Raw genomic sequence first — 18,920 nt, forward strand, 5'->3', positions numbered from 1 at the left:
GCGCGGGGTTAATCCACCAGGGAGGGATCGAGGTCGATCATCAACTGCTTCATCTCGGCGAAGTGCTGCCGGGAGAAATCGGCAATTTTCTCCCAGTCCTGGGCGGTTTTTTCCGCCACCGCGTCTGACAGCACCTTCAGCGGCTGGCCGGTTGACCAGGCGGTGATCAGGATCTGACAGGCGCGCTCCAGGGTCCAGATATCGTCGAACGCTTCGCCGATAGTCGGAGCGGTCACCAGCACCCCATGGTTGCCCATCAGCAGACGGCGTTTATCCGTCAGCAGCCCCGCCAGCCGGGCGCCTTCTGCCGCGGTGTCCGCCATCCCGCCGTACAGGGTATCGACGGCGACCCGGTTAAAATAGCGGGCCGTGTTCTGGTCAATGGGCAGGATCTGCGGCGTCGCCAGACAAGCGAGGCTGGTGGTGTACACCGGGTGCAGATGCAGCACCACCCGCACGTCGGGCAGTCGCTGATGGATCTGCCCGTGAATGGCCCACGCGGTGGCATCGACGTCAGGTCGCGAGGCGCAACGTTCATCATCGGCGTGCAGCACCAGCAGATCGCTGGCGCGGATGCGCGAAAAGTGTTTCCACTTCGGGTTGAGTAAAAACGTTTTCCCGTCAGCGGAGAGCGCGGCGCTGAAATGGTTGGCCACCGCCTCATGCATGCCGAGATGGGCAATGATGCGAAAGGTGGCCGCCAGGTCGATGCGGATCTGCTCTTCATCGGAATCGCGCATGGGCATTACTCCGCTTTCGGCATCAGGGTCTGCAGATCCTCTGCCGTCGGCGCCTGGAAGTGATATTTCTTCAGCAAGGCGGCATATTCCGGCGTCGCGCTGTATTTTTTCAGCGCCTGTTCGAGGGCGGTTTTCACCTCCGTGTTGCCTTTTTTAACGCCAAAGCCGTTCAGCACCGGATAGATCAGGGTGTCAGAGGAGATCGCCACCCGGTCGCCCAGCTTTTCCACCACCCCGCGCGCCACGGCGGCGTCGGTGATCTGCGCATCCACTGCGCGCGACAGCAGCGCCTGGGTGGTCTGAGGGTCGGTGGTATAGACGCTCAGCGCAATTGGCTTCAGCCCTTTCTTCACGCAGTAGTCGGCGGAAAGCTTCTGCAACTGCGCCAGCCACGAGGTGGCGCCCATCGAACCGATTTTATGCCCGCAGAAGTCTTCCGGCGTCTTAGGCTGGTAGTCGCTCCCTTTGCGGGCGAGGATCGCTTCCCCGCTTTTCAGGTACGGCACCATGTCGATCACCTTCAGGCGCTCGGCGGTAATGTACATCGACGAGTTGGTGATATCGAAGCGCCCGCCCTGCAGTCCGGGGATCAGGTTGGGGAAGCGGGTGTCGATATTCACCGCCTCGCGGCCCATGCTCTTCGCCAGACCGTCGAGCAGTTCAATATCAAACCCCGCCGGTTTGTTGTTCTCCATGTACTCGTAAGGGAAAAAGGTCATGTCCGAACCGGCGGTGATCTTGCCGCTTTGCTGGAAGGCCAGCGCGTTCAGGGATGTCAGAGCCCCCGCTGCGCAGAGCAGCAGAGCCAGCGGGCGTGGTGCGAAAAAGCGTGTCATAAAACCTCCGGAGTGTGGGCGAATTACATGCTGGCGCGATCGGCACCGGCCTGCTGAACAAAAAACGAAGCGCCGCGCGGCTTCTGCGGCAGGCGAAGCTGGTTATTGGTGCTGCGCACCAGACCGCTCTCTTCCCCGGCCACCAGCTGGCCGGCATGGCGGCTCGGCAGCGGGTTTTCGCCGAAGGGCAGCGCATCCTCAGCGGCGTAGACGCTGATGAACAGGGTGCGCGGCAGGGCGGTTTCGTTGGGGCTGGAGGCGTGCAGCAGGCGGGTATGCATAAAGCAGACTGAGCCCGCCGGGCCAAAACAGGCCTGCGGCTGCTGGCAGTGAGCCGTCACCACCTCGTCATCCACCGCCCCGGTGAAGCGACCCTCCTGCCAGTGGGACCACAGCGGCCCCTGATGGCTGCCCGGCACCACATTGAGCGGGCCATTCTCAGGAGTCACCTCGCTGACCATCAGCAGGGCGGTGATAATGTCGTCATTGCTGTGCGGGGTGAAGAGGAAATCCTGATGCCATTTCACCTCGGTGGCGGTGTGCGGCAGCTTGGAGTTAATTTTGCTGTGGTGAAAACGGGTGCCGTTGCCGCCGATCAGCTGCCCGGCAATGGTCGCCATCCGCGAATTCAGCGCAGTATGGCGATAGGCCTCGGAGATCTCCGTCGGGGAGGCGACCCGGCGCAGCGACGGATGGTCGGGAGCATGGTCGCGTTCGATATCGAAACGCGGCCGCCCGTCGAGGGTTTCTCCCCACGCCGTCGCGTGACGGCGGCTCTCCTCGACCCAGCCGTCGAAATCGCTCTGCAGCGTGGCGATGTCGGCGGCGGAAAGCACCTCTTCGACCACCAGATAACCCTGCTGATGAAACTGCTCAATTTGCCACTGCGCAATCATAGTTTTTCCTCTTCACGTCCCGATAATTAAGCCAGAGAAACATCTTTCAGAAAGGCCTCGACCCGCGGGTGTTGCCCGCTGCGCATCGCCTGCGGCGTGTCATCGCACACCACCCGGCCTTTCTCCATAAACACGATCCGGTCAGACACTTTGAAGGCGAAGTTCATCTCGTGGGTGACGATGACCATCGTGATGCCTTCGTGGGCCAGGGATTCGATAACCTGCAGCACCTCATTCACTTTTTCCGGATCCAGCGCCGAGGTGGGCTCATCGAACAGCATGATCTGCGGACGCATCATCAGGGCGCGGGCGATCGCCACCCGCTGCTGTTGACCGCCGGAGAGCTGGTGTGGATACTTCCAGGCGTGTTCCAGCATGCCCACCTTGTGCAGCAGCTCGCAGGCGTGCTGGCGCAGCTCCGCGTCGCTCGCCAGATGGTGATAGCGCGGAGCCAGCAGCAGATTGCCGAACACGGTCAGATGCGGGAACAGGTTGAAGCTCTGGAACACCATGCCGATATTCAGACGGTGTTCGGCATTCTCCATAAAGCGCGGCTTCTGCTGCCCCTGACGGTCGAGATGAATAAAGGGCTGGCCGTTAATCTGAATTTCGCCGTTATCGATCTGCTCAAGACCGTTTAGCAGGCGAATGAGGGTGGTTTTCCCCGAGCCCGACGGGCCGATAACCGAGACCACTTCGCCGGGCTGGATCTGCAGGCTCACCGCCCCCAGCACTTCGACATTGTTGTAGGCCTTATGCAGCTTAGAGGCCTGCAGCGCCGGCTCCTGGCCCTGGGAGACGCTGCGCGCCATCGCCGGGCGCCGGGCGGTCGCCAACTGCTGCATCTCGGCATCCACCGGCCGGGCGGTGTCGCGTCGGGTGACATCGAGGTAGTTCTCCAGCCGTTTCAGCAGAAAATCGAACACCGTGACGATAAAGATGTAATAAAACGCCACGGCGGTCATGGTCTCCATGACCAGAAAGTTCTGCGAGTAGAGCTGCTGGCCGACCATCAATATTTCGGTCAGGGAGATCACCGACACCAGCGAACTGAGCTTCACGATGGCGATATACTCATTGGCCAGCGCCGGTAGGGCGACGCGCAGCGCCTGGGGAATGATCACCCGCCACTGGATCCCGGCGTAGCGTAAACCCAGGGCCCGCGCGGCTTCACTCTGCCCGCGGGGGATGGAGAGCAGCCCGCCGCGATGGATCTCGGCAATATAGGCCGCTTCGCTGAGGACCATCGCCAGCAGGCCGGCCCAGAAGGGATCGTTCAGCACCGGCGCGAAGGAGGGCAGCGCCTGCGGCATGTTGTAGACAAAAATCAGCAGGACCAGCAGCGGCATACTGCGAAATAACCAGATATACAGCCGGGCAGGGGTGGATAACCAGCCGCGCGGCGACTGTTTAGCCAGCGCCAGAATAAATCCGAGCACAATACTGCAGCCCCAGGTCAGCAGACTTAATTTAATGACGGTCCAGGTGGCCCACCAAAAATCGGCATCGCTGAGCAGGCTTAACATGTAGTTCCAGTTAAACGTCATGGGCTATTTCACTCGTCATAATTAACCTAAATGAAAGCGGCTCGGCTGTGCATTAATGGGGAGCCGCCGGTGTTCATCGTGCGAATACACTATGCTGGCAGGATGCTTTCAGAGGCAATTAGTAAATTTTTGGTCTTTAAGTTTAAAAAAACTATACAGCGTTATTAACGATATGGAATTTAAAGTGATTATCAGGATACTTTGCGTAAACAATTTAAAAACAATAGCTGCAATTGAATAACGATATTTTATGCAGGCAGGTTATTTTGCGCGAAACTGGGGCGACCGCTGCCTGCTCAATGTGCAGCGTGTTGCATGATGGTGCAAAAGCGGAAATAAACCGTGCCGGCGAGGGAGGAGAATAAATAATATCGCCCCCTGGCGGGCAATGCGCCGCCATTTTTCGCGGGTGGCACGCGGATTGCTTGGGACTTAGGGGAAAACTATTTCCTGCGTGCGCCGGACCATATTTTATCAATGGTGATGCTATGAACCGATTTACCCTGAAGCAGCTCAAATATTTCGTCACCGTGGTGGAGACGGAGAGTATCGCCGAGGCCTCCCGCCAGCTGCACATTGCGCAGCCGTCGATTTCCATTGCCATTAAGAATCTGGAGAGCACCTTCGACCAGCAGCTGTTTATTCGCCACCACGCGCAGGGCGTCTCGCTCACCTCCAGCGGTCGGCGGATCTACGATAAAGCGAAGGAGCTGCTGCGCCTGTCGTGGGAATTTGAGCAGAATTCGCGGGCGGATAAAGAGCTGGTTTCTGGCATGATCTCCATCGGTTGCTTTGAATCGGTAGCTCCGCTGTATATGCCGAAGCTGGTGGCTGGATTTAAGAAATGCTATCCGGAAATAACGCTGCATCTGTATGACGGCGAACAGCATGAGCTGATGCATGGCCTGCACCGCGGCCGCTTTGACCTGGCGCTGGTCTACGATCTGGAGCTTGGCCACTCGATCAATAAAGAACGGCTTAACGCCCCGCATAAACCCTACGCGCTGCTGCCCGCCGCGCATCCGCTGGCGCAAAAGGCGCAGGTGACGCTGCAGGAGCTGAGCCGCGAGCCAATGATCCTCCTTGATGCGGTCCCGAGCAAAAATTATTTCATCTCCATCTTTAAGGAAAAAGGCTATCACCCGGAAGTAGCTTACAGCTCACCCTCTATCGAAATGGTGCGCTGTATGGTCGGCCAGGGGCTCGGTTTTTCGGTGCTGGTCACCCGGCCCTGTTGCGATATGACCTACGATGGTGAAAGGGTGGTGCAGCGGGATATTGCCGACGATATGCCCGCCTCAACCTTAATTATGGCGCATCTCGCGAATAATGAGCCGACGCGGCCAACGCAACTGTTTATGGATTATTGCCGCAGTATCGAATTAACCCCCTCTCACGGCTGAAATAACGCCTGTCGATCCGGCAGGCGTTATTTTTTTTGTCGTCACTCAGCCTCGTAAAATTCTATTCAGTCGATCGTTTTATAATATTTTACCAATTCGTCACAGTTAAATAACCTGAAAGCCGTCAATTCCGGCGACCTCGTCGGCAACTGTGCTTGAAGGATAGAGAAATGACTGAACAGATAACCGAGATTGATACCCTGGTGGTCGGCGCGGGGCAGGCGGGCGTCGCCATGAGCGAGCATCTGACCCGGCTGGATATTCCCCACCTGGTGCTGGAGAAACAGGGTATTGCCCAGGCCTGGCGCAGCGGGCGCTGGGATTCGCTGGTGGCCAACGGCCCGGCCTGGCACGATCGGTTTCCGGGGATGGTGTTCCCGGACTGCCCGCCGGATAGCTTTGTCGGCAAAGAGCAGGTTGCGGACTATTTTGCCGCCTATGCCCGCAGCTTCAATGCGCCGATCCGTACCGGGGTGGAGGTGTACAGCGCCGAACGCCTCGCCGGGCGACCGGGCTTTCGTGTCGACACCTCCCAGGGGGTGATTGAGGCGCAGCGGATCGTAGCGGCCACCGGACCCTTTCAGCGCCCGGCGATCCCGCCCATCGCCCCGCAGAGTCCGGCTATTCAGCAGCTCCACTCGGCGCACTATTTTAATCCGCAGCAGCTGCCGGAGGGCGGCGTGCTGGTGGTGGGGGCCGGCTCCTCCGGCGTCCAGATTGCCGATGAGCTGCAGCGTGCCGGACGCGCGGTGTGGCTGTCGGTGGGGGCGCACGACCGGCCGCCGCGTCGCTATCGCCAGCGCGATTTTTGCTGGTGGCTCGGGGTGCTGGGAATGTGGGACGCCGCGGCCAATGCGCCGGGGAAAGAGCATGTCACTATCGCGGTGAGCGGCGCGCGCGGCGGCCATACCGTCGATTTTCGCCAACTGGCGCATCAGGGGGTCACCCTGGTGGGGCAGACCCGCGGCTTTGACGGCGCCAGGGCGTTGTTCCACCCCGACCTGGCGGAGAATATCCGCCGCGGCGATGCCTCTTATCTTGCGTTGCTCGACGCCGCCGACGACTGGGTAGCGCGCAACGGTTCGGATCTGCCTGAAGAGCCTTCCGCCCGTGAGTTTCTGCCCGATCCGGCCTGCGTCAGCGACCCGCTGCTTAGCCTCGACCTGGCCGAGGCCGGGATCGGCGCCATCATCTGGGCGACCGGATATACCACCGACTATCGCTGGCTGAAGGTCAACGCCTTCGATGACGCGCAGCGGCCGCAGCATCACCGCGGCGTGTCGACGGAGCCGGGGGTCTATTTTCTCGGCCTGCCGTGGCTGTCGCGGCGCGGGTCCACCTTTATCTGGGGCGTCTGGCACGATGCCAAATATATTGCCGACCAGATCGCCATTCAGCGCCAGTATCAGCGTTACCAGCCGTCCTGATAACCGTTTCCTGAAGGAGTGCTTTGATGCCAACCCATACCCGTATTCGCATGTTTAACACCAAAGAGACCTACCCGAACCAGGCGCTGAACAACGATCTGTGCCAGGCGGTGCGGGCCGGGAATACCGTCTACGTTCGCGGCCAGGTCGGCACCGATTTCGCCGGCAACCTGATCGGCCTCGGCGACCCGCGAGCCCAGGCGGAACAGGCGATGAAGAATGTCGAGCAGCTGCTGAAAGAGGCCGGCAGCGACCTCTCGCATATCGTCAAGACCACCACTTATCTGATCGACCCCCGCTATCGCGAGCCGGTCTATCAGGAGGTGGGAAAATGGTTGAAAGGGGTCTTTCCCATCTCCACCGGGGTGGTGGTGTCGGCCCTGGCGCAGCCGCAGTGGCTGATGGAGATTGACGTCACGGCGGTGATCCCTGACGACTGGCAGGGGGAGGCGGCAGAATGACCCTTTCCCTTACCGCCCGTTGCCCGGAAACGGGTCAGTTGGGCATCGCCATTAGTTCATCGAGCATGGCCGTCGGGTCGCGCTGTCCGTGGCTGCTGCCCGGCGTGGGGGCGGTTTCCAGCCAGAACATTACCCTGCCGTCGCTGGGGCCGCAGATCCTCAGCGCGCTCGAAGCGGGAGCCAGCGTTGAGCAGGCCCTGAAGCAGGCGCTGGCGGAGGATCGCTTCCGCGAATATCGCCAGGTCGCGGCGATTGACGCCAACGGCGACACGGCGGTGTTCAGCGGGGAATTCACCCTCGGGATCGGCGGCGCCCTGGCGGGGGATAACTGCGTGGCGGCGGGCAACATGCTGGCCAGTGAGGGGGTGATCGCTGCGATGGTGGGCGCCTTTGAGGCCGCCACCGGTGAGCTGACCAGCCGGCTGCTTGCCGGACTGCGCGCCGGGATCGTCGCCGGGGGCGAGGCCGGGCCGGTCCACTCGGCGGCGGTGAAGGTGGTGGACGATTACCCGTGGCCGGTGGTCGACCTGCGCATTGACTGGGCGGAAGCGGATCCGCTGGCGGCCCTTGAGCAGCTGTGGCTGGCGTGGGAGCCGCAAATGGAGGCCTATATTACCCGGGCGCTCGACCCGCGCGAGGCGCCGGCCTATGGCGTGCCTGGCGATGAATAACACGCCGGGAGCGATCCTTGCCGCGCTGCTGGCCTTTGATACCACCAGCCGCCATTCGAACCTGGCGATGATCGACTGGATCGCCGATTTTCTCGCCGCCCGCGGCGTGGCGTCCCACCGCTTTTATGACCCGTCGGGGGGAAAGGCCAATCTCTACGCCCGGCTGGGGCCGTCCGGCGGCGGCGGGGTGATGCTCTCGGGCCATACCGACGTGGTCCCGGTGGACGGGCAGGACTGGAGCGTGCCGCCGTTCAGCCTGACCGAGCGCGATGGCCGCTACTACGGCCGCGGTAGCGCCGATATGAAGGGCTTTCTCGCCTGCGTGCTGGCGACGGTGGATGCCTTTCTGGCGGCGCCGCTGCGGATGCCGCTGCATCTGGCCTTCTCTTATGACGAAGAGGTCGGCTGTCTCGGCGTGCGCAGCCTGGTGGATTTTCTGCAGGCCTCGCCGGAGAAACCGGCGCTGTGCCTCATCGGCGAGCCGACGGAGATGCAGCCGGTGTTCGGTCATAAAGGCAAACTGGCCATGCGCTGCTGCATTGAGGGCCAGGCCTGCCATTCGGCCTATGCCCCGCAGGGGGTGAACGCCATCCGCTACGCGGCCAGGCTGATCAACCGCCTGGATCGGCTGGGCGAGCGTCTGGCCCGGCAGCAGGACAGCCGCTTTTCGCCGCCTTTCAGCACCCTGCAGGTGGGCACCATTCAGGGCGGCGCCGCGCTGAACATCGTTCCGCAGTCCTGTCGTTTTGATTTTGAAATCCGCTACCTGCCGGGGATGCGTCCCGAAGCGGTTACCGAAGCGCTGGCGGCCTACGCCCGCCGCCGGCTGCTGCCGGAGATGCGCCGGGTCGGCGGCGGAAGCGACATCCAGTTTCAGCTGTTGAGCCACTACCCGCCGCTGCTCAGCGATCCACAGTCCGACTTCGCCCGCTGGCTGGCGCAGTGGTGTGGCAGCGATCGGTTTTCCACCGTGGCGTTCGGCACCGAAGGGGGGCTGTTCGACGAGATGGGCGTCGCGACCCTGGTCTGCGGGCCGGGCAGCATGGCCCAGGGCCATAAGGCCGATGAGTACATCAGCATCGACCAGACCGAACGCTGCATGGCGATGCTGGGCCAGCTTTGCGCGTGGATGCGCGCCGAGCCCGCAGAACCGCTTACCTGATCCACCCACACAGGAACCCAAGCGATGCACAACCAACACTCTCACCATATCGATCAAGCGACAGTCGACCGCTGGCAGGCGGATGGCGTGGTATTACTGAAGGGCGTTTTTACCCCCTGGGTTGAGCGCCTCGCCGAGGGGGTCACGGCGCTGATGACCAGCCCCAGCGAATATGGTCATGCGCGCACGGTGATCCCCAAAGATGGTTCGCCGCCTTTTTTTCAGGATTACTGCAACTGGGCGCGGATCCCGGCGTTTAGCGAGTTTGTCTTTCAGTCGGCCGCCGCCGAAATCGCCGCGGCGCTGATGCAGTCGCAGACGGCGAAATTTTTCCATGAGCATACGCTGGTCAAACCCGCCGGGGGCAGCACGGTCACCCCCTGGCATCATGACCAGCCTTACTATTGCGTCTCCGGCCGACAGAACGTCAGCTTCTGGATCCCGCTGGACCCGGTAGCAGAGGCCACCTCGCTGCGCTGCATTCGCGGGTCGCATCGCTGGGAGGCGGAGTACAGTCCCACCCGCTTCAATGGCACCAGGCTCTACGAGCACACCCGGTTCAGCGCGCTGCCGGATATCGACGCCCATGAGGACGAGTACGATATCGTCAGCTGGGCGCTGGAGCCGGGGGATGCGGTGGCCTTCCATTTTCGCACCGTCCATGGCGCCCGCGGCAACCCCGGAGCGCGGGCGCGACGGGTCTTCTCCGCCCGCTGGGTGGGGGATGACGCCGCCTTTGCCGACCGCGGCGGCGTAACGTCGCCGCCGTTCCCCGAGCTGGCCCTGCGGGACGGCGACCCGCTGGATTCTCCACTGTTCCCCCAGGTCTGGCCACCAGCGTAAGCGGCTTCGGACGGGATCTGCTATGATCCCGTCTTTCGTTGTCTGGAGCCAGTCGATGTTCAACGACGCCATTGTTTATGACCGCTACGGGCCGCCGGCCGCGGTGCTAACGCTGAAACGCGCCCCGCTGGCGCCGCTGGCCGGTGGACGGGTGCGGGTCAGGATGCGCTATGCCCCGGTGAATCCTTCAGATCTGATCCCCATCACCGGCGCCTATCGCCACCGTACCCGACTGCCGGCCGTCCCCGGCTACGAAGGCCTTGGCGAGGTGGTCGCCGCGCCATTCGGCAGCCGGCTGACCGCGGGCCAGCGGGTGCTGCCCCTGCGCGGGGGCGGCACCTGGCAACGGTTTATCGATCTCGATGAGACCTGGCTGGTGCCGGTTCCCCCGGCGGTGGACGATCTGCTGGCCGCCCGCGGGTATATCAATCCGCTGACTGCGATGCTGATGCTCAGTCGCTGGCCGGTTGCCGGGAAACAGATCGTGCTGACCGCCGCCGCCTCCTCCTGCGCCAGCCTGCTGGGGCAGTGGGCGCTGGCCATGGGCGCCCGTTCGGTAAGCGGGATTATTCGCTCGCCACAGCATCGGGCGCGTCTGGAGCAGGCCGGGTTCTATCCGATCCTCGACGCCGACCGGGCGCTGGTGGAGAAGGTCAGCCAGCACAGCGATCTGGTGTTTGACGCGGTGGGCGGGGAGCTGGGGAACACGCTGTTGTCGGTGCTGCCCGTGTCGTCGACCCTGGTCTCCTACGGCTTATTATCCGGGCGGCCGTTGATCCAGACGCGCGCCAGCGCGGCGGTGCGCAAGTTTCATCTGCGGGAGGCGCTGCCTGGCCTCAGCGTGGCGGCATGGAGCGCGGCGTTCGATGAGATCTGGCAGCGGCTACCGACGACTACGCAACCGCCGGCCCAGCGGGTGGCGTTGAACGACTGGCGCGAGGCGATTGCCGCCGCCGGCCAGCCGGGAAGAGGCGGTAAAATCCTTCTCGATTTCACCGTGGGTTAAGATTACTGTTTCTTCTCGCCGAGGGTCGGCGTTTCGTCAAAGAAGTTCCATGGCTTCAGCAGGGCGTGCGCCCATTCGGTTGGCATGATCGGCCACTCTTCAGCGCGCGCCACGTGGGTGGTGCCGGTGGTGATCCACACCACGTCATCCTGGTGCGTCAGCGACTCATCGTCCTTGGCATACTGGCCTAACCCGGTATCGTGAGCGGAGCGGTTGGGGTATTTGCCTTCCGGATAGCGTTCGCTCGGGTGGTAGCGCGTCACCCACAGCTGTTTATCCATAAAGCTCAGACGATGGTAGATCCACTCGTCGGGGGCGAACTTAGCGCCGGTCGCCGCCGGATGGGTGCCGCCAGCGTAAGGGATGATCTGGTAAGAGACTGGGTTACCCATGCGGTTCTCTTTGCTGGTGTTGCTCAGCAGGCGAATCGTACCCGGGTCGAATTTCTGCGCCGCTTTCTGTTCGCTGTCAATCGTGTACTGATTCACCTGCATGGTGCTGGTGCGCGGGCCGCCGGCGGTGTTGGGCTTCACCTCCGGGTCCATCGCCACCAGAGTGTTGTTTTCGCCGTCCACGTCGAGGTCGAGGCGGAAGTTATAGATATGCTGGTGGGTGGTGCCGACAATATTATGGTCGATCAGCGTTCCGTAGCGGGTATCTTCTTTGGCGCTCGGGTCGTGCATGGTTTTCGCCAGCACGCCTTTCACCGCCTCAATCCCGGTGGCGCCGGCGTCGATGCCGATGGTGCCGTTGTCGTGGAACACCCAGTCAAAGATATAGTCGTAGTTGCCGACGGTGCTGATCCAGCGCACCACCAGCTCCCGGCGCTCGGTACTGACGTTGGGCTTGCCCATCTCCAGGTGCTTATATTCCGGCCCGGCGTAGCGCTCGAATATGGCGACGGCGTGCGGGATGGTGGTCGGCGCGCCGGTGTAGTCGGCGATGGTTTCATTCAGCAGCACCGCATTCGACGGCGCGTCTTTGCCGCGTACAATCGGCGAGGTCAGGGTGCCCATGCCGTAATCGCCGGAGTCCAGATAGGCTTTGAAATACCAGCCGACGTCCGGGTCGCCGTAAGGGACGATCATCCCGCCGAGGGAACCTTCATACATCACCTGGCGTTTTTTGCCGTTATCGTTGTAGGTCACCGTCGAGAGGATTGGCCCGACGCGCGAGTTAAGACGCAGATGGAAATCCCAGTTCCGCCAGTGAATGGTATCCCCGGTAATGGTATAGTTTTTGCCTTCCGGTTCAGTAATATCCAGCGGTTTCACCACCGGGGCGTTGCGGTCGCGGCCATCATACGGACGCGGTTCCATCGGCACCGGAATCACCGGGCCTTCCTCGATTTTGATGATTTTCTTTGCTTCCAGGTCGACCACCGCCACCAGGTTTTCAATCGGGTGCGCCCAGTAGTTGCCGTCGCCGGTATCGAGATAGCTGACCACCTTCAGCAGACGCGCATCCTGCTGCAGGCCATCTTTGCCATCGAAGTAGCCGACGGTGAGCGGGGTGGTGACCACCTTGCCAGGATTGGTAATACCGTGTTTTTTCAGCACCGCCGCGAATTCGCTGCTGGCGTTGATGATGTTCTGCACGCTGGCGAAATCATCGAGCAGCACCATGCCGTGGGCCCCTTTGATCGGAGTCCATGAGAGGATTTTTTTGTTTTGCAGATCGACCACCGCCTCCATCACCTGTTTGCCATCCAGCATCACCACATCGGCGGTGCGCGGCGCATCCACCGGCGTGCCCTGCAGGGCAAAGGCCCATACCGCGGCTTTATCCGGCTCGTGCAGGGAAATTTCGGTAAAGCGGGTATTGGGCTGGAACTCCGGCGCGGCTTTGACAATGGTCACCGCTTCGCTGATTTCCGCCGCCGAGAGCGAGTTTAACGGGTGAGGGCGCTTTTCCACCTGGAAGGTCTGATCGAGACCGGACTGGAACACGTCGTTGATAAAGGTATCGGAGACCCAGGCTTTACCTTCCTTCATCACTACCGGCACCGGCAGATCAAGGGGCTTACCGTTGACGATTGCGGTTTTGGCGCCGGGCTTCACTTTGACGTAAGCGCCATCTTTTATCAGGGTAAACATTTGCGCATAGTCATCCCACTGCACGTCAGCGCCGAACGCCTCCAGCGTTTTATCCAGTGGTACCATGTGGGCTTCGCTACCGTGAGCGAAGACCGGTGATTGCCAGGCGCAAACCACCGCGACAGCGAGAGCCAGTGCGGTTTTACGCGGGGAAAATTTCAAGCCGTTTGCCATTGTGACCTCATCTTATTGTTGTGTTGTCTTATGCCGCTGCGAATGTCGGCTTTGTCACCCTTAAGCTACCAGCCCGCGGCGCCGTAGCGTTTGTTTGCTCTTGCCAGGTTATTTGTCAGTTTTGCCAGAGGGACGTAAAAAATGCCTCCGCAGAGGCATTAAGCACGAGCGCCGATTTTTTTGCCGGGTGGCGGCTAACGCCTTACCCGGCCTACAGGATCCACTCACAGGCTCACACCCCGTAGGCCCGCGCAAGCGCAGCGCCGCCGGGCAAGATGTCAGGCACGGTACCCGTGATGTCGCCGGGTGGCGGCTGCGCCTTACCCGGCCTACAGGATCCACTCACAGGCTCACACCCCGTAGGCCCGCGCAAGCGCAGCGCCGCCGGGCAAGATACCAGGCACGGTAGCCGTGATTTCGCCGGGTGGCGGCTGCGCCTTACCCGGCCTACAGGATCCACTCACAGGCTCACACCCCGTAGGCCCGCGCAAGCGCAGCGCCGCCGGGCAAGATACCAGGCGCGGTACCCGTGATGTTGCCGGGTGGCGGCTGCGCCTTACCCGGCCTACCTGTCCGGGTCTGACTGTCCGTAGGCCCGCGCAAGCGCAGCGCCGCCGGGCAAGATATCAGGCACGGAACCCGTGATGTCGCCGGGTGGCGGCTGCGCCTTACCCGGCCTACAGGATCCACTCACAGGCTCACACCCCGTAGGCCCGCGCCAGCGCAGCGCCGCCGGGCAAGATATCAGGCACGGTAGCCGTAATGTCGCCGGGTGGCGGCTAACGCCTTACCCGGCCTACAGTTCCAAATCACTGCTGGCGCTAGCGCTGGGGCCGCTGAAACTGCCGGTGCTGGCGGCCTCAAAATCGCTGAGACGTTCCCGGCAGGCCGGGGCAGCCCGCATGGATGCGGGCTGAGGGCCGTGTTTTGCATGGACGCTACCTCGGCCCGACCCGAAGCCTGCAGGGATAAGTCGAAGGGACCGCGCAGCGGCGATTTTGCTGGCCGGAGCCCGGGGGTACAGGGGGCGGCGGCGACTGGCCGCCCCCTGTGCGCTCCCTGCGCCACGGAAAACAGAATGAAGAAAAATTAACCGGGAGCGCAATGTGCGCTGAAGCCACAGATAACATAAAGAACCACACTTCAGTACTTCCCCTCACCCTGACCCTCTACCGGAGGGAGAAGGAACTGTCCGGTAGCTGTTTTCGTCCCCTGCGCCTTGAGATAAATCACACAGAACAAACGTTTTCCCGGGGCGAAACCGTTGCAAACCGATTGCAGAAGCAATAGCTCAAGGACCGGCCAACAGCGCGCCAGCGGGCTATTTTCCGCCATTACGCCGGGAAATCCCCCTGCTGGCGCGCCACCAGGGTGAGAATGGAATACAGCGCCACCGCCTGCTGGTGCTGGTTGAAAATCTCCACCGCCCATTCCACCACGCCGGTGGCTTTCTCCTCAGCGCTGCGCTGCCGCTTGACCGTTTTCCGCTTACAGGTCAGACGCACCTGGATGGTGTCTCCCGGCTTGACCGGTTCAATAAAGCGCAGGTTTTCCATCCCGTAGTTGGCGATAACTGGCCCGACGCCGGCATCGACGAACAGACCGGCCGCCGCGGAGATCAGGAAATAACCGTGAACCACCCGCTCGCCGAAAATCGACTCGGCGGCGGCGATTTTGTCCATGTGGGCGTAGAAATGGTCGCCGCTCAGGCAGGCGAAGTTAACGATATCCGCTTCGGTCAGTGTCCGGCGCGGGGTCAGCAAACTGTCGCCGGGCTGGATCTCTTCGAAATATTTGCGAAACGGGTGAATGCGATCTTCGCTCACCTGGGCGCCGCGTACCCACTGCTGGCCGATGGTCGCCAGCATCGTTGGGCTGCCCTGGACGGCGGTGCGCTGCATATAGTGTTTCACCGAACGCAGTCCGCCGAGCTCCTCTCCGCCGCCGGCGCGGCCGGGGCCGCCGTGCACCAGCTGCGGCAGCGGCGAACCGTGGCCGGTTGATTCTGCGGAGGATGCTTCGTTCAGGATCTGAATACGGCCATGCGCGCGGGCGGCGCCGAGGATAAACTCCCGCGCCAGTTCGCCGCTGGCGGTAACCAGCGTCCCCGCCAGGCTGCCGCCGCCGGCGCGTGCCAGCGTCAGCGCATGCTGGCGGTCCTGGTAGGGCATCAGGGTCGCCACCGGGCCAAAGGCTTCAATGGCGTGAACCGCCGGGGTTTCATCCGGCTGCGCGCAGTAGAGCAGCGTCGGCGGGAAAAAGGCTCCGGCCGCGCTGAGGTCCGCCTGTCCGCCAAGCAGCGCTTCGCAGCCGGCGGCAATCAGTTTATTGACGCTCTCCTGTACGTCCCGACGCTGCTCGTGATTAACCAGCGCCCCCATCTTAATCCCTTCCTGCGCCGGGTCGCCGACGGTCACTTTATGCAGGCGGGCGATCAGCGCATCGCTAACCGCATTGATCTGCGCCAGCGGGACGATGATGCGGCGGATAGCGGTACATTTTTGTCCGGCTTTCGCCGTCATCTCGCGGACCACTTCCCGGATAAACAGCGCGAACTCCGGTTGCTCCGGCGTGACGTCTTCGCCTAAGACACAGCAGTTGAGCGAATCCGCTTCCATGGTAAAAGGAATCGATTTGGCCACCAGGTTGGGGTGCGACCGCAGCTGCTGGCCGGTGGCGGCAGAGCCGGTAAAGGTCACCACGTCCTGGCTATCGAGGTGGTCGAGCAGATCGCCCGCGCCGCCGCAAATCAGGCTGATGGCGCCCTCCGGAACCAGGCCGCTGTCGACAATCGCTTTCACCATTGCCTGGGTGAGCTGGGCGGTAGCGGTTGCCGGTTTAATGATAGCTGGCATACCGGCCAGCCACGTGGGGGCCAGTTTTTCCAGCATTCCCCAGCAGGGAAAGTTGAAGGCGTTGATATGGACGGCGACGCCTGATTTTGAGGTCAGCACGTGACGGGCGGCAAAACCGCCCTGTTTTGAGAGCGGGATCAGCTCGTCTTCCGGCCACAGGATATCGTCCGGCAGTTCGCGACTGCCCAGCCCGGCATAGGTGAAAAGGGTACCGATACCGCCTTCAATATCCACCCAACTGTCGGCGCGGGTGGCGCCGGTTTGCGCCGAGATGGCGTAGAACTGGTCTTTCTGCTCCAGCAAGTGTTTCGCCACCGCTTTTAACATCGCGCTGCGTTCAATAAAGGTCATGGCTTGCAGCGCCTTACCGCCGCGCTCAATCGCGAAGCGGCGCGCCTGCGCCATATCCAGACCTTCACTGGTCACCTCCCACAGCGCCGTGCCGGTGATGGCGTGATGAATAGTACGGGCGCGGCCCCGGCCGGTCTGCCAGGCGCCGGATAAGTAGCTGGCTAACTGCTGCATCGCAAATCTCCAAATGTGTTACGTGTGATATCTATAAATAGTTCTTTTATGAATCATAAAATGCAAGCCAGTATTTAATAAATTATTAACATTGTGATCGCGATGGCGTTACGCCTTATGCTTAACTTACTGTATTTATTGTGGTTTACAAAAGGTTTTGCGGAGATCATCACAAAAAGAGCAAACAAAATTTGTGGTTTTATTTAACCAATATGTAACCTTCAATAAACAAAGTGATTCACATAAATGTTTTTGTTGTGAATATCGGAATCATAAAGGTGATGACGTGACAGAAGAACAACGCTTTGACCAGCGCATCGCGCAGGAAACGGCCATCGAACCGCAGGACTGGATGCCGGATGCCTACCGTAAGACCTTGATTCGGCAGATAGGCCAGCACGCGCACTCGGAGATCGTCGGCATGCTGCCGGAAGGCAACTGGATCACCCGCGCGCCGACGCTGCGCCGCAAAGCGATCCTGTTGGCTAAGGTACAGGATGAGGCTGGACACGGGCTCTATCTCTATAGCGCCGCGGAAACCCTTGGCTGCGCCCGGGAAGACCTGTATCAGAAGATGCTCGACGGGCAGATGAAATACTCCTCCATTTTTAACTACCCGACGCTGAGCTGGGCGGATATCGGCGTGATCGGCTGGCTGGTGGATGGCGCGGCTATCGTCAACCAGGTGGCGCTGTGCCGGACCTCCTACGGGCCCTATGCCCGGGCGATGGTCAAAATCTGCAAAGAAGAGAGCTTTCACCAGCGCCAGGGATTCGAAGCCTGCATGGCGCTGGCGCAGGGCAATGACGCGCAGCGGCAAATGCTGCAGGACGCCATTAACCGCTTCTGGTGGCCAGCGCTGATGATGTTTGGCCCCAACGACGACAACTCGCCAAACAGCGCCCGCAGCATGGCGTGGAAAATCAAACTGCACTCCAACGACGAGCTGCGTCAACGCTTCGTCGACAACACCGTGCCGCAGGTGGAGATCCTCGGCATGACCGTCCCGGACCCGGATTTGCAGTTTGATGCAGCCAGCGGGCACTACCGCTTCGGCGAAATCGACTGGCAGGAATTTAACGAGGTGATTAGCGGCCGTGGCATTTGCAATCACGAGCGGTTGGCCGCCAAGCGTAAGGCCTGGGAAGAGGGCGAATGGGTGCGCGAAGCCGCGCTGGCCCATGCGCAAAAACAGCAGGCCCGCAGCGCGGCATAAGGAGAGACAACATGAGCAAAGTTTACTGGCCGTTATATGAAGTGTTCGTTCGCAGCAAACAGGGGCTTTCCCATCGTCACGTCGGCAGCCTGCATGCCGCCGACGATCAAATGGCGCTGGAAAACGCCCGCGACGCCTACACCCGCCGCAGCGAAGGCTGCTCAATTTGGGTGGTGAAGGCCAGCGAAATCGTTGCCTCGCAGCCGGAAGAGCGCGGCGAATTCTTCGACCCGGCGGAAAGCAAAGTCTACCGCCATCCGACTTTCTATACCGTGCCGGACGGCATGGAACATATGTGAGGCGGCGATGAATAACCCGAATCCCATCGCCACCTATGCCCTGCGGCTTGGCGACAACGGCCTGGTGCTGGCCCAGCGTTTAGGCGCCTGGTGCGGCCATGCCCCGGAGCTGGAGATCGATCTGGCATTGGCCAACATCGGCCTCGACCTGCTTGGCCAGGCGCGCAACTTTTTAAGCTATGCCGCCGAGCTTAACGGCTGCGGCGACGAAGATACCCTGGCCTTCGGCCGCGATGAGCGCCAGTTCAGCAACCTGCTGCTGGTGGAGCAGCCCAACGGCAATTTTGCCGACACCATCGCCCGCCAGTTCTTTATCGACGTCTGGCACGTCGCCCTGTACAGCCGGCTGGTGAACAGCCGCGATGCGCAGCTGGCGGCAATTGCCGCTAAAGGGCTGAAAGAAGTGCGTTACCACCAGCGCTTCAGCCGTGGCTGGCTGGAGCGTCTTGGCAACGGCACCGAATTATCAAATCGCAAAATGCAGCAGGCGGTCGACAATCTGTGGCGCTTCACCGGCGAACTGTTCCTTGCCGATGACCTGGAGCTCAGCCTGGCCGGGCAGGGCATTGCGGTTGATCCGCGCGAGCTTCAGGCCGAATGGCAAAGCACCGTGCATACCGCGCTGCTTGACTCAGGCTTATCGATCCCGCAGGAAGCGGCCTTCCGCAGCGGCGGCAAACAGGGGCTGCACAGTGAACATCTCGGCCCGCTACTGGCGGAGATGCAATATCTGCAGCGTTCGCATCCCGGCCTGCAGTGGTAA

At 61.5% G+C, this 18,920-nt stretch carries 17 protein-coding genes; 11 read left to right on the forward strand and 6 right to left on the reverse strand.

The features are described 5' to 3' along the window. Positions 1 to 8: 8 nt before the first annotated feature. The 4 genes from ACQUTI_RS00220 to ACQUTI_RS00235 are packed head-to-tail and all read right to left on the reverse strand — an operon-like array spanning position 9 to position 4,019. Entirely contained in the window at positions 9 to 740 is a 732-nt protein-coding gene (locus tag ACQUTI_RS00220; protein ID WP_032455924.1) for a class II aldolase and adducin N-terminal domain-containing protein, read from the reverse strand. Between the two features lie 5 nt (positions 741 to 745). Further along, complete coding sequence (locus ACQUTI_RS00225; RefSeq protein WP_004204023.1) at positions 746 to 1,576, reverse strand: ABC transporter substrate-binding protein; 831 nt, start codon at positions 1,574 to 1,576, stop codon at positions 746 to 748. 23 nt (positions 1,577 to 1,599) lie between these two features. After that, positions 1,600 to 2,472, reverse strand: a complete 873-nt coding sequence (locus tag ACQUTI_RS00230) for a phytanoyl-CoA dioxygenase family protein (protein ID WP_064177898.1) — start codon at positions 2,470 to 2,472, stop codon at positions 1,600 to 1,602. Between the two features lie 26 nt (positions 2,473 to 2,498). After that, positions 2,499 to 4,019, reverse strand: coding sequence for an amino acid ABC transporter permease/ATP-binding protein (locus ACQUTI_RS00235; protein ID WP_023318097.1), 1,521 nt, complete (start codon positions 4,017 to 4,019; stop codon positions 2,499 to 2,501). 488 nt (positions 4,020 to 4,507) lie between these two features. Between ACQUTI_RS00235 and ACQUTI_RS00240 the strand changes: the two genes are divergently transcribed. From ACQUTI_RS00240 to ACQUTI_RS00270, 7 genes are all read left to right on the forward strand, one after another. Further along, positions 4,508 to 5,422 (forward strand): LysR substrate-binding domain-containing protein, encoded by a 915-nt coding sequence (locus tag ACQUTI_RS00240; RefSeq protein ID WP_004204026.1) that lies wholly within the window; start codon positions 4,508 to 4,510, stop codon positions 5,420 to 5,422. A 170-nt stretch (positions 5,423 to 5,592) separates the two neighbouring features. After that, positions 5,593 to 6,849: a flavin-containing monooxygenase gene (locus ACQUTI_RS00245; protein ID WP_064177897.1), complete on the forward strand. Its 1,257-nt coding sequence runs from the start codon at positions 5,593 to 5,595 to the stop codon at positions 6,847 to 6,849. Positions 6,850 to 6,875: 26 nt separating this feature from the next. Continuing rightward, the gene (locus ACQUTI_RS00250) at positions 6,876 to 7,310 is read left to right on the forward strand and encodes a RidA family protein (RefSeq protein WP_004190423.1); all 435 of its coding nucleotides are present in this window, start codon (positions 6,876 to 6,878) and stop codon (positions 7,308 to 7,310) included. Then, positions 7,307 to 7,981, forward strand: coding sequence for a DUF1028 domain-containing protein (locus ACQUTI_RS00255; protein ID WP_032455929.1), 675 nt, complete (start codon positions 7,307 to 7,309; stop codon positions 7,979 to 7,981). Before ACQUTI_RS00250 ends, ACQUTI_RS00255 begins: the two co-directional genes overlap by 4 nt. Next, entirely contained in the window at positions 7,974 to 9,143 is a 1,170-nt protein-coding gene (argE, locus tag ACQUTI_RS00260) for an acetylornithine deacetylase (protein ID WP_064177977.1), read from the forward strand. The genes ACQUTI_RS00255 and argE overlap by 8 nt, the downstream gene beginning before the upstream one ends. 24 nt (positions 9,144 to 9,167) lie before the next feature. Beyond that, positions 9,168 to 9,986, forward strand: a complete 819-nt coding sequence (locus ACQUTI_RS00265; protein WP_017898737.1) for a phytanoyl-CoA dioxygenase family protein — start codon at positions 9,168 to 9,170, stop codon at positions 9,984 to 9,986. A 22-nt stretch (positions 9,987 to 10,008) separates the two neighbouring features. Continuing rightward, a complete protein-coding gene (locus ACQUTI_RS00270; protein ID WP_428923163.1) occupies positions 10,009 to 10,992 on the forward strand; it encodes a zinc-dependent alcohol dehydrogenase family protein in 984 nt (327 codons plus the stop codon). Positions 10,993 to 10,994: 2 nt separating this feature from the next. On the opposite strand, the gene tynA is transcribed toward ACQUTI_RS00270, so the two are convergent. Beyond that, the gene (gene tynA, locus ACQUTI_RS00275; protein ID WP_094311620.1) at positions 10,995 to 13,262 is read right to left on the reverse strand and encodes a primary-amine oxidase; all 2,268 of its coding nucleotides are present in this window, start codon (positions 13,260 to 13,262) and stop codon (positions 10,995 to 10,997) included. Positions 13,263 to 13,906: 644 nt separating this feature from the next. Between tynA and ACQUTI_RS00280 the strand changes: the two genes are divergently transcribed. Then, a complete protein-coding gene (locus ACQUTI_RS00280; protein ID WP_167878809.1) occupies positions 13,907 to 14,179 on the forward strand; it encodes a hypothetical protein in 273 nt (90 codons plus the stop codon). 417 nt (positions 14,180 to 14,596) lie between these two features. Here ACQUTI_RS00280 and paaZ read toward each other — a convergent pair whose 3' ends face one another. Then, a complete protein-coding gene (gene paaZ / locus ACQUTI_RS00285; protein ID WP_062913883.1) occupies positions 14,597 to 16,642 on the reverse strand; it encodes a phenylacetic acid degradation bifunctional protein PaaZ in 2,046 nt (681 codons plus the stop codon). Between the two features lie 286 nt (positions 16,643 to 16,928). Here paaZ and paaA point away from each other — a divergent pair, with 286 nt between their 5' ends. Genes paaA through paaC form a run of 3 tightly spaced genes read left to right on the forward strand, consistent with a single transcriptional unit; the run spans position 16,929 to position 18,920 of the window. Further along, positions 16,929 to 17,858 carry a 1,2-phenylacetyl-CoA epoxidase subunit PaaA gene (paaA, locus tag ACQUTI_RS00290; protein WP_017898733.1) on the forward strand — a complete coding sequence of 310 codons (930 nt, stop codon included), beginning with the start codon at positions 16,929 to 16,931 and terminating at the stop codon, positions 17,856 to 17,858. Positions 17,859 to 17,869: 11 nt separating this feature from the next. Then, the gene (paaB, locus tag ACQUTI_RS00295) at positions 17,870 to 18,157 is read left to right on the forward strand and encodes a 1,2-phenylacetyl-CoA epoxidase subunit PaaB (RefSeq protein ID WP_004224492.1); all 288 of its coding nucleotides are present in this window, start codon (positions 17,870 to 17,872) and stop codon (positions 18,155 to 18,157) included. Positions 18,158 to 18,164: 7 nt separating this feature from the next. Further along, positions 18,165 to 18,920: a 1,2-phenylacetyl-CoA epoxidase subunit PaaC gene (gene paaC, locus ACQUTI_RS00300; protein WP_057214834.1), complete on the forward strand. Its 756-nt coding sequence runs from the start codon at positions 18,165 to 18,167 to the stop codon at positions 18,918 to 18,920.

The sequence above is a fragment of the Klebsiella sp. 7-CIP_Kleb. genome (assembly GCF_050378655.1).
Taxonomy (GTDB): Bacteria; Pseudomonadota; Gammaproteobacteria; order Enterobacterales; family Enterobacteriaceae; genus Klebsiella; species Klebsiella quasipneumoniae.

Excerpts from the sequence above, each read along its gene's own strand:
- ACQUTI_RS00220 (WP_032455924.1), bottom strand. The coding sequence starts at position 740 with ATGCGCGATTCCGATGAAGAGCAGATCCGCATCGACCTGGCGGCCACC.
- ACQUTI_RS00225 (WP_004204023.1), bottom strand. The coding sequence starts at position 1,576 with ATGACACGCTTTTTCGCACCACGCCCGCTGGCTCTGCTGCTCTGCGCA.
- ACQUTI_RS00230 (WP_064177898.1), bottom strand. The coding sequence starts at position 2,472 with ATGATTGCGCAGTGGCAAATTGAGCAGTTTCATCAGCAGGGTTATCTG.
- ACQUTI_RS00235 (WP_023318097.1), bottom strand. The coding sequence starts at position 4,019 with ATGACGTTTAACTGGAACTACATGTTAAGCCTGCTCAGCGATGCCGAT.
- ACQUTI_RS00240 (WP_004204026.1), top strand. The coding sequence starts at position 4,508 with ATGAACCGATTTACCCTGAAGCAGCTCAAATATTTCGTCACCGTGGTG.
- ACQUTI_RS00245 (WP_064177897.1), top strand. The coding sequence starts at position 5,593 with ATGACTGAACAGATAACCGAGATTGATACCCTGGTGGTCGGCGCGGGG.
- ACQUTI_RS00250 (WP_004190423.1), top strand. The coding sequence starts at position 6,876 with ATGCCAACCCATACCCGTATTCGCATGTTTAACACCAAAGAGACCTAC.
- ACQUTI_RS00255 (WP_032455929.1), top strand. The coding sequence starts at position 7,307 with ATGACCCTTTCCCTTACCGCCCGTTGCCCGGAAACGGGTCAGTTGGGC.
- argE (WP_064177977.1), top strand. The coding sequence starts at position 7,974 with ATGAATAACACGCCGGGAGCGATCCTTGCCGCGCTGCTGGCCTTTGAT.
- ACQUTI_RS00265 (WP_017898737.1), top strand. The coding sequence starts at position 9,168 with ATGCACAACCAACACTCTCACCATATCGATCAAGCGACAGTCGACCGC.
- ACQUTI_RS00270 (WP_428923163.1), top strand. The coding sequence starts at position 10,009 with ATGATCCCGTCTTTCGTTGTCTGGAGCCAGTCGATGTTCAACGACGCC.
- tynA (WP_094311620.1), bottom strand. The coding sequence starts at position 13,262 with ATGGCAAACGGCTTGAAATTTTCCCCGCGTAAAACCGCACTGGCTCTC.
- ACQUTI_RS00280 (WP_167878809.1), top strand. The coding sequence starts at position 13,907 with ATGTCGCCGGGTGGCGGCTGCGCCTTACCCGGCCTACAGGATCCACTC.
- paaZ (WP_062913883.1), bottom strand. The coding sequence starts at position 16,642 with ATGCAGCAGTTAGCCAGCTACTTATCCGGCGCCTGGCAGACCGGCCGG.
- paaB (WP_004224492.1), top strand. The coding sequence starts at position 17,870 with ATGAGCAAAGTTTACTGGCCGTTATATGAAGTGTTCGTTCGCAGCAAA.
- paaC (WP_057214834.1), top strand. The coding sequence starts at position 18,165 with ATGAATAACCCGAATCCCATCGCCACCTATGCCCTGCGGCTTGGCGAC.